Origin of the sequence: Orbus hercynius (assembly GCF_003634275.1) — a bacterium.
In the GTDB taxonomy this organism is placed as follows: Bacteria; Pseudomonadota; Gammaproteobacteria; order Enterobacterales; family Orbaceae; genus Orbus; species Orbus hercynius.
Map to the genome: position 1 here is coordinate 1,008,286 of NZ_RBWY01000001.1, position 15,618 is coordinate 1,023,903.

Genomic DNA, 15,618 nt, shown 5'->3' on the forward strand with positions numbered 1-15,618 from the left:
CCTTATCTATTTGATCAAAAAATGTAGTTTGTCTAACGATATTGAACCAATTGGTTGCCGGTCACATACAGCATAATAAATGGCTTCATCACATCGGTTGCCTGTGCCACCAACTTTATTTAAGTCATCTTCGGTATAACTCAAATACAAGGGATAATCCGCATCTCGGGCATAACTTTCAAGCACGGTGCAGCGTGCTTGCTGTTTCTTGATAGGAATGCCTTTAACAGGATGCGTTGGCTCGATATTGCCATGTTTTTGAGCGATATAGTTTATTAAGCCTCTATCTCGAATCGTATTTAACGATTCAGTCAAGTTATCATATTCAGCTGAATCATCGAATGGTGGCTGATAAGCATAACGATTTTCAAATACTGGCGATTGATAATCATTGATATTCAAAACAGCAAGTTGAACGAAACGATTATCACCACGTAACGAATTTTTACTGATTTTAACTTTACGTTCAGTACTTTTAGTTCGGATTATTTTAGTCGGTTCGGTCACTTTTTTATTAATCAGCATAATACTTTTCTTTAAAGCACTGTCCATATCTTGCAATACTGCGGACTTTTGCTGTTGTGCCTGTTGCTGTCGATAAAACTCACGGTACAGCTGATAGCATTGAGATAATTTGATTGGTAGTGCTGATAACTGCTGTTGTAAAAAATCAAACCAGGCTTTGGTTGTTTGTAAACAATTTACCTGATTTAAAAAATAGGCAGACGCGCCTTTGCAGCTACCTTTTTTAATATTTTCTGTTATCGCAACTTGCAGCAGATTCACCTCAATACTTTCTCCAAAACGGTCTAAACGACCAAGACGCTGAAGCATATTTTCAGGAGAGGTCATCTCGATTAACATATGTTTGCTAGTAATGTTTAATGATGCCTGCACAATCGGGCCACTTCTTAATACTGAATATTTTTTATTACCCTCCTTTTTAAACGCATCATACACTTCATTAAACCAGTATTTTTTATCACTTTTTTTATACTTAGAATGAAATAAAACGGCATTTTCATTATGCTTTTGATAGATAAAACCGAGTTGAGCGGTTAGCGCGGTATTGGCAATAACAAAGGTTTGATCGGTATACTGTTGATAGAAAGGGTTGCCAACAATTTGTGTTTCATCATAATCAATAAACTCAATTTGATAGTCACATGTGTTAAATGATGGCATTTCAATCACATCATCAGGTGCTATTCCTAACATCTTTTCCAGATAGAAATAGTGTGGCGTAGCTGACACTAAAAGCGTATTTTTCTCATAATTTTTGCGCATATTCTTACAAGCAATTAATTCGGCAAATAAGAGATTAAAAATTTCCATGCCAATATATTCGTGATACTCATCAAAAATAATATGCGCGTCCATAAAGGGCAATAAACTATTCACATTGCTATGAGTGATAATTGAACTCAAGATTTGATCAATGGTGGTAACCACCACATCACCTGAGAAGTAATCTTCATCTGGCGTTGTATGATTCCACTGATTAGTGAATTTAAATTCACCGGTAAAAATTTCAACTCTTGCATCAGGTAAATAGGTTTCAATCAACTCTTGAAATATACCTTGGCACACTTGTACCCTAGGACAAATCCAAATTATTTTTTGGCTACTTTTTAGTCTTGCCCACTCTAATGCAATGCGGGTTTTGCCACATCCAGCTGGCCCTGCTAGCACCGCAATATCTCGAACCTCGGCTAATGTTTTAGCGACTAAATTTTGCTGTTGTGTACGTTCACTATTAGCAAACTTAGTCGTAGCATTAGATAAATGTTGCGCTAAATTAGACGATAACTCTTGATTGTCGAGTAACTCATCTAAGCGCTGTTGCTCAATATAATCACACAAGTCTTGCGCGGTTAACTTAGATATCAACCTATCGGCACTAATCACACACGCTCGCAGTAAATTATATTGACCATTTAATTCACTTTTACTTTTCAACACATCTGTTAAATCATTGTTAGAGTAAGATTTAAAATCGGGTAAACCTTTATCTTTGATTTGGTACTCAAAATTGGCAATGGTGTCTGGTGTTAAGTCAAATGTCAGTGGAAAATGACGTTCAACTAAATCAATATGATGATATCGCTTAGCTATCAAGTTGATCTGCTTAACTAAATTGCAGCTGTCGTTAATCAGCGTAATCAGTTTTTCGGCACCAATATTTTTAATTAAGTATTCATAGATTTTATCTACACCAGTAAAATCATCATTTTGCCGATAAGGTTTGGCATGATGCCAATAGATAACGTGCTGCAAACTGGTTTTTTGACGAGGATTTAGGCCTTTTGATTGTTGTTCTAAAAAATGAAATATCGCCAGTGATATTTCATTATGACGTGGATGCTTATCAAAGCTAAACTTACTATCAATATGCTGTCCATCTTCATCTGGATCTTTTTGTTTACCCTTTTTTACCCACTCTTGAAAATGCGGATCTAACTTCCCGATATCGTGTAAACATCCAGCTAAAAAAGCCACTTTAGATAAATTATCATGGTCATTATTCGCCACGACTTTATTAAATAATTGCTGTGCCAGGTAGCCAACAGCAAATAAATGTTCGACTAAAAGTTGTCCATGTGTGTTGGCATAAAATTGGTCTTTTTTCATTTTCATTGTTCTCACATCCATGAATAGATCTTTTTGTGTACTGTTAACCGGAACAATACCTTGATGATTAAATTTATGGCGATTACCAACGATCCAAAGCAGTTCACTGCGGTGTCGCCCTCTAATACGATGGCAACTCACTGCGGTACTTTTCGTTACCGTATTTTTCAGCATTCGCCTTATCGCTTGTAGCCCCTCTAAGGTAATAACCGTTTGCCAAGTGTTATCACCAATACGATCAGCAAAAGCATCTAAAATTCGGCGGGTACGTGCTAATGCTTTTTTTTCACATTGACTAATAAGTGTTACGATCATTATGACCCCTGATAAAAACCGCAAAATACATGGGTTAAACATAGACTAATTCACTTCATTATTTACCATGTGCTAACGCAATACTTTTTACTTGCTCAAACATAAAATCTAAACATTGATGTTCAGTAAATTTTTGTAAAATCTGTTGACGAAACTGTTGCTCAGTCATTTTTTCTTGTGCACAAATAAAGGACCAAGGTAGAATAATGGCATCTTTAATCAAATCCGCCACATCAAAAACGAGTGCTCCTCTGCGTGTTTTGCCGTGCATCACCGCAAAGCCATGAGGAATTCCTAGCACCCAAAGGCAGCATGCCGCTAATCCATAAGCAAGATAATTGCCATGGTTTAAAAATTGATTAGGAAGATCGGGATCGTCTCGCTGCCGAAGGAAATTAGGCGTACTCGTTTTTTGAGCAACGTATCTATAGAGCTGTTTAGTTAGGCTCGCCTCCGCCAGAAGCAAGTCCCCCACTTTATCCACTTGTGTGATTTTATTTTCAAACGCAATAAATTGCGGCCCAACAATCGAATCATCGTAAAAAATCCCTTCTGCTTTAAGCTCTTTATCTTTCGACCAAATAGAACGAATAAACGAAATTCTAGCTTGCTGAAATGTTTTTGCTGCCTCAAGACGCTTCGCCTCATTAAACCAAAACTGCATCCAACCTTGGATATATTCGGTAGGACGGTACTCACTTTGTGGCATCAACCATTCAATTTCTGCTCCCATAAAAAGCGGTGTACCACCTCCGCCACAAAAACCGACAAGCACACCGGCACTCGATAGCATCCTCATAGCAGCTTGAGTAATAGACGTGCCTGTTCCTAAAAGAATAACGGTCGTGTTAGCAATCGGGATATTCCAGTATAGGTTGTCATATTTCGCTTCGGTCAAATATAAAACCCGCCCGTCTTTTTGCATCACACGGCAGTGCTCTAAATAATAGATATTAGCTCGCTTGGAATGTAGAATAGCTTTTAAATCGCTAGGAGAAAGTTGTTCCATATTGTTAGTTATAAGAAATTCATATCGGTTTAATATAAAAGATAATTATATATCGTCAATATTTATTTGGCAGCAAGCATTAAAAATTTAATGTCCATCTCATAATTAATCGATACACAATCAATTAAACTGCGTATCAATTAAAAACTTCATTCGGATATTTTGTTGAATTGAGAGTATTTAGGGTATGTAACGGTCAAGCTCACAATATGACAATGATTAAAATAGTGTTGTTCACAACCAACATAAGGCAATAAACTATTAGAGGTGAGTAATGCTATTACGTATCAATTTCTAAGCAGCCTATGTGGCAGTTAACGGTTCATCATAATCACGAATAAGCAGATAATCATAGTGCAACACGCTAGCATTATTAATCATAAATTATCTGGTAAGCAAATATGGGATCGTTGATCAGTTTAGGGCATCAAAGTGGGTAGTAATCACATGAATAACGCCTAGCATACCTGATGTAATAAATGGATAACAAAGCGATTAGGCTTAATTTTGTTGTTGTAAATACATACCCGCACCAAGCAGGCCTGGATCAGGATGAACAACGACATAAACGGGAATCGTTTTAAGCAAATATCCCATTCGCCCTTTTTGCTCAAAATTTTTTCTAAAATCGGATTGCTTAAAAAACTCAATAAAACGCGGTACAATACCACCTGCGATATATACGCCGCCTTTAGTGTTAAGTGTCAATGCTAAATTCCCCCCAAAGCGTCCCATCAATGCACAAAAAAGTGTCAATGTTTCTACACAGAGAGAACAAGATTGGTTTAAAGCATTATCAACTATATCTTTAGGGTCAATCGTCGTATTATCAAGTTGCTGCATTGCAGCTAGTGCTTGATAAATGTTAACTAAACCATTACCAGAGAGCAAACGCTCAGCTGACACGCGACCAAATTTTTGACGTAAGTGCGCTAATACCTGATTTTCATATTCACTAATCATTGGTAGCTCAACATGTCCCCCCTCGCCGGGTAAACTCAACCATTGCTGCTGCGTTTTAATTAAATGGGCAACGCCAAGCCCAGTACCGGCGCCATAAATTGCAACCGGATAATCGGTATCAGGCTGCGTTCCGCCAACTTGGCACACGTCTTTTGGCTGTAGCGCCGGTATAGACATCGCCACTGCCGTAAAATCATTGATTACCGCTAATTGTTTCAAGCCTAACGCAGCTTGTAATTCACTGCGTGAAAACTGAATATGGTTATTTGTCATATCAATCCAGTCGCCTTCAATTGGACAAGCTATCGCTAGGCAGGCGCGTTCGATTTCCGTCGAACATTCATTGAGATAGTTTATGATTAATTGCTGTAAACTCATCTCAGCAGTAATAGTGAACTTTTTAATAACTGAAAGTGTTTGTGTCATGTGATCATACAAAGCAAAACGTGCATTAGTGCCGCCAATATCAGCAACGAGTACCTGTTTCATTCATCTACCTTCTCAATGATATTATTAAATCGTTATCTCAATTGCACCTTGCGGCACTGCTTAAGAATCTATTCAGTACGAAATACTATCAATTACCTAATTTTATAGCCACTTTTTCAATTTAAAATAGAAATACGGCGCTAAGCCGGCCACTAACATTAATATGAGTGCCATCGGGTAACCTAAATCCCAATGAGTTTCTGGCATAAAATCAAAGTTCATCCCATATGCCGATGCAACCACTGTTGGGGGTAAGAATACCACCGATACAACCGAGAAAATCTTAATAATCCGACTCTGTTCGATGTTAATAAAGCTGGTGGCCGCTTGCATTAAAAAGTTAACTTTTTGAAACAATGATTCATTGTGCGGAATCAGTGATTCAATATCGCGAATGACCTCCCGCGCCTGCTCTAACTGTACATTTGGCATTTTAGCACGTCTAACAAGATAGTTAAGAGCCCGCTGGCTATCCATCAAACAAAGTCGCACTTTCCAAGCAGTATCTTCAAGTTCAGCGAGTGTTGAAATCGCTTCATCGTAATGCTCTTGTGCACCACGATTCATAATAATTAAACTGAGTTCTTCTAATTCACTATAGATGTTCTCAATTTCATCAGCCAATTGTTCCACTTTAACTTCAAACAAATCAAGTAAGATTTCGTAAGCATTACCGTCGATCACTTCTTGATAGCGCGAGCGCATGCGATACAAACGAAAGGCGGGTAAATCACGTTCTCTTAAGGTAAAAAGTCGACCATTATGGATAGTAAATGCAACCGTGGAATTACCTGCTCGGTCTTCAACATCGGCATAAAAGAAAAAGGAGTGAACATGTAAACCTTCCTTATCTTCAAAGAAACGCGCCGACGCTTCGATATCATCAAGCTCGATACTTGTTGCTAAATTTTGACCTAATTGGCTATAAATAAAGTCACGATCCGCCTCTTGTGGCTCAATCAGATCTATCCAAACGGCACTTTCGATATCCGCTTCATCGTGAATTTTAGCTAAGTGTTTATTATTTAATTTAAACCCATTGAGCATAACGGCCTCTTTGTTTTTATGACGACAAAATATTCAATTATACGCTACTTAACAGTTAATTTCACACCATTAAACATCGTTAATATTTGATTGTTATTAGCACAAGACAGTGCCTGGTTAACCGTTTTTTTATCAAGATGCGGGGAAAATTGATAAATAAAATCATACATGTAGTTGCGTAAATACAACGAACGTAAGAAAACGATATACGTTGTATTATAAGAAAATAAATGGCTTGCATTTAAAATAATAAAATCGTTATCTTCCGTTTTATCCATTGCCATTTTAGCGATGATCCCAACGCCTACACCTAATCTAACATAGGTTTTAATCAAGTCAGCATCCGCCGTATTAAAGATAATATTCGCTGATTGACCCGCTTTAATGAAGGTTTGCCTAATATCGACACCATCTTTTGCCGCATCGTAAGTAATGAGTGGATACTTAGCAAGTTCAGCAATTGATATCACTACCTGTTGCGCTAAGGGGTGAGTTTTAGGCACAATAATCGCCTGATTCCAATGATAGCAAGGTAAAGCTATCATCTCCTCACTTAAATCAGTCAGATCGGTTAATACTGCAAAATCGGTCACTCTATTTTTAAGGTTTGCTAAACATTGCGCCGAATCACCTTGTTCCATTTTCAAGGCAATATCGGTATAGTGTTGCATAAACACTCTGAGCACCGGCGGCAACGCATAACGTGCTTGAGTATACGTTGCGGTAATTGACAACATGCCGCAGTTCGGTTTAGTAAATTCTTGAGCAATAACTTTGATGTCATGTGTTTTATTTAGAATCGTTCTGGCAACATCAATAACTTTTTCACCAATTGGCGTAATACCCGATAAGTGTTTACCTGAGCGCTGAAAAATTTGTGCACCTAATTCATCTTCTAATTGCTTAATTTGCTTGCTAATACCTGGTTGAGAGGTAAACAGCTTTTCAGCTGTCAATGAAACATTGAGCTCATTATTAGCGACTTCAACAATATAACGAAGCTGCTGTAGTTTCATATCATCTCCTCTCAAAACCGATCACTACAGGTTATTTTTTGCCTAGAACCCACTTACCATCGATATAATTAACTAACCAGCCCGTTGATTTACCATTAACTTCAGATGTGACATATTGTTGTTTATTTTTACGACTAAAACGCACAATGGCATCATTACCCTCTGGATCTTGAGCGGGTGCTTGAGTTAAGTATTGGAATTTAACTGGTAAGCGGTCTTTAAAACGTTTTAATTCAGCCACTAATGGAGCACGTGTTTCACGGGATTTCGGAAAATTATGTGCGGCCAAGAAGATACCCGAAGCGCCATCACGTAACACAAAGTGCGCATCGGATTTAGTGCATTTGAGTTCAGGTAAGTCAACAGGATCTTCTTTAGGCGGCGCTACATCACCATTTTTAAGAATCTTGCGCGTATTTTTACATTCCGTGTTGGTGCATCCCATATACAAGCCAAATCGGCCTGATTTAAGGTGCATTTCACTGCCACACTTCTCGCATTCAATAATCGGTCCTTCATAAGTCTTGATTTTGAAATTACCTTCTTCGACCACAAATCCATCACAAATTGGATTATTACCACAAATATGTAGTTTATGGCTGCTATCAAGTAAATAGCTATCCATTGCGGTGTGGCATTTGGGGCATCGTTTACGTGCGCGTAATGCATCAGTTTCAGCATTACCAGATTCAAGATCATCCTCTTCTAGCAGATTCAACGTTTCATGCTCAGGAATTAAGTTGATCGTTTGTTTACAGCGCTCTTTGGGTGGCAAGCTGTAGCCGGAACACGCTAGAAACACACCGGTACTCGCTGTTTTAATGCCCATTTCACGACGGCAATTAGGACATTTTATCTCTGGCGTTAACACTAAAGGATTAAGCTGCATTCCGCCGTTAGTTGGCTCTTTTTCGGCCAGCTCGAGATGCTTTGAAAAATCATCAAAGAAATGATCGAGTACCGCTTTCCAATTATTTTTTGCGCTAGCAACATCATCGAGCGTATCTTCCATACGAGCAGTAAAATCGTAACTCATTAGGTCGTTAAAGTTTTCACTTAATCGGTCAGTGACAATTTCCCCAATTTTTTCAGCATAAAAACGGCGGCTATCCAGTCGAACGTAACCACGATCTTGAATGGTTGAAATAATTGTGGCATAGGTTGATGGCCGACCAATACCGCGTTTTTCTAATTCACGAACTAACGAAGCTTCATTATAACGCGCAGGCGGCTTAGTAAAATGCTGTGCTGGTTTTAATGTTAATAAGTTAAGCGTTTCATTTACATTAACTGTAGGCAGTATTTTATCATCATTATTTTTCAGCAATTGTGGCTGCACTTTTGTCCAACCATCAAAACGCAATGTGCGACCTTTTGCCTTTAATAAGAAATCGGCTGCTTTAGCTGTAATCGTTGTTGAGTTGTATTCTGCTGCTGTCATTTGGCAAGCAACAAATTGCCGCCAGATAAGCTGATATAATTTACGTGCATCAGATTCGAGGTCTTTTAATTGCTCACCTAGCAACGCAACATCAGACGGTCGAATCGCTTCATGCGCTTCTTGTGAGTTTTGTTTACTAGAATAAAAATTTGGTTTTTGTGGTAAGTATTTTTGGCCAAACTCTTTTTCGATATAGCCCCGAACCATATTCAATGCATCTTGACTTAAATTGGTTGAATCGGTACGCATGTAAGTAATATAACCCGCTTCATACAAACGCTGAGCAAGTGTCATGGTTTTTTTTACACCAAAACCGAGTCTGGTACTTGCAGCTTGTTGTAAGGTAGAGGTTATAAAAGGCGCAGTGGGATTACTTTTTGTTGGTTTTTCATCAATGCTTTTTACTTGATATTGGCAATTATTGAGCGCGGCTAATGCCATATCAATGGCAATACGATCTTTGGGTTCAAACACTTTATCGTTAAAGTGTGTTACTTGCATCGAGATTGTCTCTTTACCTTGCGTGCTAAAGTCAGCATACAGATCCCAAAACTCTTCAGGAATAAATGAATGAATTTCACGTTCACGTTCAACCACCAATCGCACAGCAACTGATTGCACGCGTCCTGCTGATAATCCACGCGCCACTTTTTTCCACAATAATGGCGATAACATAAAACCAACCACGCGATCCATAAAGCGACGTGCCTGCTGAGCATTGACACGATCAATATCGAGTAAACTCGGTTTTTTAAAGGCATTTTGAATAGCGGTTTTGGTGATTTCGTTAAAGACAACGCGACGATATTTATCATCATCACCACCAATGACCTCCTTCAGATGCCATGCAATCGCTTCCCCTTCTCTATCCAAGTCGGTTGCGAGATAAATAGTATCGGCATCTTTTGCTAATTTTTTCAATTCTGCAACAACTTTGCTTTTACCTGGTAAAATTTCGTAATGGGCTTGCCAATCATGATAAGGATCAACCCCCATACGATCAACTAATGCTTGCTCTGGTGAGCGCTTGATTTTTTTAGTCGTCGTTTTTTTACTATCCTCAGTTGAAGAGGCAGATTTATTACCGCTGACAGGCAGATCGCGAATGTGACCAATACTGGATTTAACAATATAATCTTTACCGAGATATTTATTGATAGTTTTTGCTTTTGCTGGTGATTCCACGATAACTAGGGATTTTCCCATAATTCTTACCTACATTTTCAATATGAAATTTATTAAGATTTAAGTTAACTGTTTTCTTGGTTATTAAACAGTAAAGACATTAAATCATCTTTAATCGTTGATACTTTATTGGCGTACTGCTCTTTTTGTTCAGCATCTTCAATAAGCTGAATAATGACTTCTGATAACGTTGCGTTACGTCGTTTTGCTAGATTCGCTAAACGTTGCCAAACAAGAAACTCAAGATCAATGGATTTTTTACGTGTATTTTGACTTTCAGCGTTAAAATGACGCTTTCGTCTTGCTCGAATGGTTTGCTTCATTCGATTTTCTAATTCAGGATTAAGATGTTGTTTTATCCAATCATGTATATTTGTTGGATTATGCTCCAACAATAATAACTGCTGTACGGCATATTGCGCTTCACTACGTTCTATATGGCAGGTGATAGCCTCACCTTCTTGATGCCGTTTGACTAAATACTTCCATTTCCAACCACATTCTAGATTTTCTAACTGTTGGTATTTCATACTTTTTTCTTAGTGACGCTGTAACTTAGCCGATATTTTTATCATTGTTCGGCATGAAACTCAACTGATTTATTATTTATCTGTTCATTAAAGCGACGTGTTTATGACACTAGTGTGGTGCTAATAAAGCATCGTTTCAACTCATATCACCCAATTTTTCACGTTTTTAACATATCGGTTGCACACTGAAGCCACAATTTAAAACGCATTAAAAAGGGACATATCGTCCCTTTTATATTCACTTTATTTGACGCCGCGAATTTCTTGTAGACGCCGTTTTTCGCGTTTACGCATTAAAATCCACGAAGCAAAACCAATTAAGGCAACAATAAGTAAAATAATAGTTGCTAATGCATTGATATCAGGACTTACCCCTAATCTCACTTTCGAGAAAATTAACATTGGTAGCGTTGTTGAACCCGGTCCGGCAACAAAGCTTGCGATAACTAAGTCGTCAAGTGACAAAGTAAAGGCCAGTAACCAACCCGATACTAATGATGGTGCAATCATTGGTAAGGTAATCACAAAAAAGACTTTTAATGGATTGGCACCTAAGTCCATTGCAGCTTCTTCAATAGATCTATCGAGTTCGCGCAACCTTGCACTCACCACAACCGTCACATACGCAGTACAAAACGTAACGTGAGCTAGCCAAATTGTAATAACGCCCCGGTCTTGTGGCCAGCCAATGAGTTGGCCCATTCCAACAAAGAGTAACAATAAGGCTAAACCGGTAATGACATCAGGCATAACAAGTGGCGCTGTGGTCATAAACGAAAATAAATTAGAGCCTTTAAAACGTCTAAAACGAACAATAACATAAGAAGCAAGTGTACCTAATATAATTGCTACTGTTGCAGAAGCACATGCAATAGACAAACTTAAACCGACTGCTTTTAGTAATGCTGAATTATCGACTAACTCACCATACCACTTAGTCGAAAACCCGCCCCACACAGTGACCAGTCTTGAGCTATTAAATGAGTAAATTATCAGCATCAACATTGGTATATATAAAAAGGCAAAGACCACAAGCAAAATCATACGTTTCGGCGAACGGCTAACAATAGCATCGGTAATAAACGTGATGATAATGGCGAATAGAAAAGCGACAACATAAATTTGACCATGCTCAACAGGATCAGAAATAACGCTATATAAACTTCCCGTTGCACATAACATAATGATAAATTCGATCACTAGCAATCCCACCAAACTCGTCACAAATAGTTTGGTTAAGAAGAAAGGACTATTTTTTGATAAAAGCTGTTTTAACATCATTCAGTCCCTCCCATTTGTTTGTTCTGGAATTTGTTAAAGTAAAAAATCGGCACAATCAAGATCAATAACATCACAGAGGCTACCGCTGATGCCGCCGGCCAATCGCGATTATTAAAGAATTCTAACCACAGTTGCTTACCAATCATTAAGGTATCTGAGCCGCCTAATAATTCAGGAATCACATACTCACCAACGGCAGGGATAAATACCAACATGCCGCCGGCAATCACGCCGCTTTTTGTTAATGGCACAATAATTTTAAAAAACGTGGCAATCGGTTTACAGCCCAAATCTAATGCGGCTTCAACCAAAGTTGTATCGATCTTACTCAATGAGGTATAAATTGGTAAAACCACGAATGGTAAATACGAATACACAATACCAATGTATACGGCTAAATTGGTATTGAGGATAATTAATGGGTCATCAATTACACCTAACCAAATTAAGAAATTATTGAGTAATCCGTTATTTTTCAGTATCCCCATCCAAGCATAAACACGAATCAAAAACGATGTCCACGAAGGTAAAATCACCAACAATAATAAAATGTTTCGCGTTGATTGCTGACACTGCGTAATCGCCCATGCTAATGGATAACCAATTAAAATGCATAAAAATGTTGAAATACACGCAATTTTTAGTGATTGCAAGTAAGCGTCAATATAAATCGTATCGTCGATTAAATTCAGGTAGTTACCCACATTTAATGCAATATTAACAATACCATCTTCATAATTGACCAAATCTGTATACGGCGGAATCGCCCTTACCATTTCAGCAAAACTAATTTTAAATACAATCAAAAATGGTAATAAAAATAGTAGTAGCATCCATAAATAAGGAATACTCGTCACTAAAAGGCGGCCATACGAGGTCATAAGATCCGAATCATCTCGTAACTTTTTAAGTCGTTTAAGGGTATAATAAATCCCCATCGCCCCAACCGGAATTAACGTTGGTAAAAACATCACGAAACCAACAATAATCACCCAATAAGATAGGCGCGTTGCTTTATATTGAGTAAGAAAAAGCCCAACTAAAGACACCAGTAATCCAAATACCATGACAGTGAATAATAAATCGACCATTGCATATTCAAATGCCTGATGATTGGTCAAACTAACATATGCACACAGCAAAATGAATACATTGAATAAAACACAAGACCCAATGATACGCACTGAGAGCCTCCTAATTATCAAAAGGAAAAATACATCATTCCGTTAATACAACACAACTATCAACATCCCAGCTTAGGTACATATCATCACCCCAAGTTGGCATCCCTTTTCGATAACGATCTTCATTTTGTAACTGTGCAATAATCACTTGACCACTGTGCAAGCGAACATAGTAAATAGAAAGATCGCCTAAATAGGCAATATCCGCAACTTCACCAACCGCAAAGTTGTAGCCATCTTCAGGTATATCTTCACATAAGCGAATTTTTTCAGGTCGTAATGCCACCATAACGGGCACCCCTTCAACTGCAGGAGAATCATAATCCACTTTGATTGGGTGTTTAAGCATCGGACAGTTGATGACTAAGCCATCTTCCAATGTTTCTTGCAAAATACCTTCGAAAATATTCACCGAGCCAATAAACTCAGCACTATAACGACTATTTGGATGCTCGTATAACTCTTCCGGTTCACCAATTTGTACGAACTGACCTTTGTTCATAATGGCAATACGCCCCGCCATCGTCATCGCTTCTTCTTGATCATGAGTTACCATTACACAAGTTGCACCCACTTGTTCAAGAATCGATACAACTTCTAGCTGCATGCGATCACGCAGCTGTTTATCTAAAGCGCCCATAGGCTCGTCAAGTAACAGTAATTTAGGGCGTTTTGCTAAACTACGCGCTAAAGCAACACGTTGGCGCTGGCCACCAGATAATTGGTGCGGCTTACGCTTGCCGTATTGTTCCATATGGACTAACGCAAGCATCTCTTTAACGCGTTGTTCAATCTCTTTAGCCGGTAAATAATCCTGTTTTAAACCAAAAGCAATATTCTGCTCAACCGTCATATGCGGAAATAACGCATAAGATTGGAACATCATATTAATCGGCCTTTTATAAGGTGGCACAGTTGAAAGATCTTTACCATCTAAAATAATGCGACCTGATGTCGGCTGTTCAAAACCAGCTAGCATTCGTAATAGCGTTGATTTACCACTTCCTGACGCGCCTAATAAGGCAAAAATTTCACCCTCATAGATTGTGAGGTTGATATCATCAACAGCATAATAGTCGTCATTAAATATTTTAGTAAGATTTTTAATCTCCAATAATGGAGTTATCATCTTCTTTTTAGGTTGAACCTGAACTGTTGAGGTATTGTTCATGAACCCATTTCCTTATAAAAAGCTAAAAAAAAAAGTAGACGGCAAGATTAAATAATCTTCCGTCTATAGGCTTTGTCGTAAATACGATAACTTATTTACCCGTTTTAAATTTAGTCCACGTGCGCGTGATAGTTCGCTCAAGTTTTGGTTCTTGAACCTTTAACGTGAATAATTTCTCCATCGCAGCATCACTTGGATACACTGCAGGATCATTTCTCACATCCGAACGAACAAAGTGATCATTAGCTGCTTTATTGGCACTAGCAAAATTGACGTCATTAGTCACCTCTGCAGCAATTTGCGGCTCTAAAATAAAGTTCAAAAACTCAAGCGCTTCATCGACATTTTCAGAATCCTTTGGGATGGCAAAGGTGTCAAAAAACACAAGTGCCCCTTCTTTAGGAATTGAGTAGCCAATATGTACACCATTATTTGATTCTTTAGCACGATCACGTGATTGTAAAATATCACCAGACCAGCCAAGTACGACACAAATATCACCATTAGCTAAATCATTAATATACTGTGATGAATGGAAATAGCGAATATTCGGTCTAACTTGTGATAAAAGTTCAAAAGCAGGACCAGTATAATCCTTAGCATTGGTACTATTTGGATCTTTACCTAAATATTGTAATGCGCTGGCAAAAATTTCAGTTGGTGCATCTAAAAACGCCACACCACAATCTTTTAATTTTTCCATATTTTCAGGCTTAAACACTAAGTCCCAGCTATCAACAGGCGCATCTTCGCCGAGACGCTCTTTAACTTTATCAATATTATAACCAATACCCGTTGTCATCCAAACGTAAGGAATTGCATACTTATTGTCTGGATCATGAGTAGCCATGAGCTTCATCAAGTTGGGATCAAGATTATCCCAGTTCGGCAATTTACTTTTATCTAACGGTAAATAGATATCTGACTGAATTTGTCTTGCTAAAAAGCTATCTGATGGCGATACCACATCAAAGCCAGAGTGGCCAGCCATGAGTTTACCTTCTAACACTTCGTTAGAATCAAATACATCATAGTTAACTTTGATATTAGTTGCTTTTTCGAACTGAGAAACCGTGGTGGACCCAATTTGTCCGGCCCAGTTATATACATTCACTGTTCGATCTTTTGCCATCGCATTTTGCGACAATACAACTGATACACCAGCAATGATTGAAAGAAATTTAATTGAAGATTTGCTAATTGATTGATTACGTTGAGCAAACATGCGCACCACTCCCTATCGGGTAATAACATGTTAAACACAATGTCCATTGTGGTAAGCCTTACTTACACTTAACAACAGACACCCAAATTTTGCCTGAAGCAGACGAAACCGAGGTAATTAAGTAGATCTAA

Annotated in this window: 11 protein-coding genes; all 11 read right to left on the minus strand. The window is 38.2% G+C overall.

Going from position 1 to position 15,618, the window contains the following annotated elements; all coding sequences use genetic code 11:
- Positions 1-6 precede the first annotated feature (6 nt).
- The 11 genes from DES39_RS04610 to DES39_RS04660 all read right to left on the minus strand — a co-directional run bounded on the left by DES39_RS04610 (position 7) and on the right by DES39_RS04660 (position 15,463).
- Positions 7-2,946: a CRISPR-associated endonuclease Cas3'' gene (locus DES39_RS04610; RefSeq protein ID WP_121144564.1), complete on the minus strand. Its 2,940-nt coding sequence runs from the start codon at positions 2,944-2,946 to the stop codon at positions 7-9.
- 58 nt (positions 2,947-3,004) lie between these two features.
- Positions 3,005-3,955: a type I-F CRISPR-associated endonuclease Cas1f gene (cas1f, locus tag DES39_RS04615; protein ID WP_121144565.1), complete on the minus strand. Its 951-nt coding sequence runs from the start codon at positions 3,953-3,955 to the stop codon at positions 3,005-3,007.
- 501 nt (positions 3,956-4,456) lie between these two features.
- A complete protein-coding gene (locus DES39_RS04620) occupies positions 4,457-5,407 on the minus strand; it encodes a glucokinase (protein ID WP_121144566.1) in 951 nt (316 codons plus the stop codon).
- 102 nt (positions 5,408-5,509) lie between these two features.
- Positions 5,510-6,454 (minus strand): magnesium/cobalt transporter CorA, encoded by a 945-nt coding sequence (gene corA, locus DES39_RS04625; RefSeq protein ID WP_121144567.1) that lies wholly within the window; start codon positions 6,452-6,454, stop codon positions 5,510-5,512.
- Positions 6,455-6,498: 44 nt separating this feature from the next.
- A complete protein-coding gene (locus DES39_RS04630) occupies positions 6,499-7,470 on the minus strand; it encodes a LysR substrate-binding domain-containing protein (RefSeq protein WP_121144568.1) in 972 nt (323 codons plus the stop codon).
- 31 nt (positions 7,471-7,501) lie between these two features.
- The gene (gene topA, locus DES39_RS04635) at positions 7,502-10,117 is read right to left on the minus strand and encodes a type I DNA topoisomerase (RefSeq protein WP_121144569.1); all 2,616 of its coding nucleotides are present in this window, start codon (positions 10,115-10,117) and stop codon (positions 7,502-7,504) included.
- A gap of 44 nt (positions 10,118-10,161) precedes the next feature.
- A complete protein-coding gene (matP, locus tag DES39_RS04640) occupies positions 10,162-10,626 on the minus strand; it encodes a macrodomain Ter protein MatP (protein ID WP_121144570.1) in 465 nt (154 codons plus the stop codon).
- A gap of 243 nt (positions 10,627-10,869) precedes the next feature.
- Complete coding sequence (locus tag DES39_RS04645; RefSeq protein WP_121144792.1) at positions 10,870-11,670, minus strand: ABC transporter permease subunit; 801 nt, start codon at positions 11,668-11,670, stop codon at positions 10,870-10,872.
- A gap of 233 nt (positions 11,671-11,903) precedes the next feature.
- A complete protein-coding gene (potH, locus tag DES39_RS04650) occupies positions 11,904-12,845 on the minus strand; it encodes a putrescine ABC transporter permease PotH (RefSeq protein ID WP_121144793.1) in 942 nt (313 codons plus the stop codon).
- A gap of 280 nt (positions 12,846-13,125) precedes the next feature.
- The gene (potG, locus tag DES39_RS04655; protein ID WP_121144571.1) at positions 13,126-14,262 is read right to left on the minus strand and encodes a putrescine ABC transporter ATP-binding subunit PotG; all 1,137 of its coding nucleotides are present in this window, start codon (positions 14,260-14,262) and stop codon (positions 13,126-13,128) included.
- A gap of 91 nt (positions 14,263-14,353) precedes the next feature.
- Positions 14,354-15,463 carry an extracellular solute-binding protein gene (locus DES39_RS04660; protein WP_425463983.1) on the minus strand — a complete coding sequence of 370 codons (1,110 nt, stop codon included), beginning with the start codon at positions 15,461-15,463 and terminating at the stop codon, positions 14,354-14,356.
- Positions 15,464-15,618 lie beyond the last annotated feature (155 nt).

Coding starts and splice junctions, on each gene's coding strand:
- DES39_RS04610 (WP_121144564.1), bottom strand. CDS start 2,946: ATGATCGTAACACTTATTAGTCAATGTGAAAAAAAAGCATTAGCACGT.
- cas1f (WP_121144565.1), bottom strand. CDS start 3,955: ATGGAACAACTTTCTCCTAGCGATTTAAAAGCTATTCTACATTCCAAG.
- DES39_RS04620 (WP_121144566.1), bottom strand. CDS start 5,407: ATGAAACAGGTACTCGTTGCTGATATTGGCGGCACTAATGCACGTTTT.
- corA (WP_121144567.1), bottom strand. CDS start 6,454: ATGCTCAATGGGTTTAAATTAAATAATAAACACTTAGCTAAAATTCAC.
- DES39_RS04630 (WP_121144568.1), bottom strand. CDS start 7,470: ATGAAACTACAGCAGCTTCGTTATATTGTTGAAGTCGCTAATAATGAG.
- topA (WP_121144569.1), bottom strand. CDS start 10,117: ATGGGAAAATCCCTAGTTATCGTGGAATCACCAGCAAAAGCAAAAACT.
- matP (WP_121144570.1), bottom strand. CDS start 10,626: ATGAAATACCAACAGTTAGAAAATCTAGAATGTGGTTGGAAATGGAAG.
- DES39_RS04645 (WP_121144792.1), bottom strand. CDS start 11,670: ATGATTTTGCTTGTGGTCTTTGCCTTTTTATATATACCAATGTTGATG.
- potH (WP_121144793.1), bottom strand. CDS start 12,845: ATGGGGATTTATTATACCCTTAAACGACTTAAAAAGTTACGAGATGAT.
- potG (WP_121144571.1), bottom strand. CDS start 14,262: ATGAACAATACCTCAACAGTTCAGGTTCAACCTAAAAAGAAGATGATA.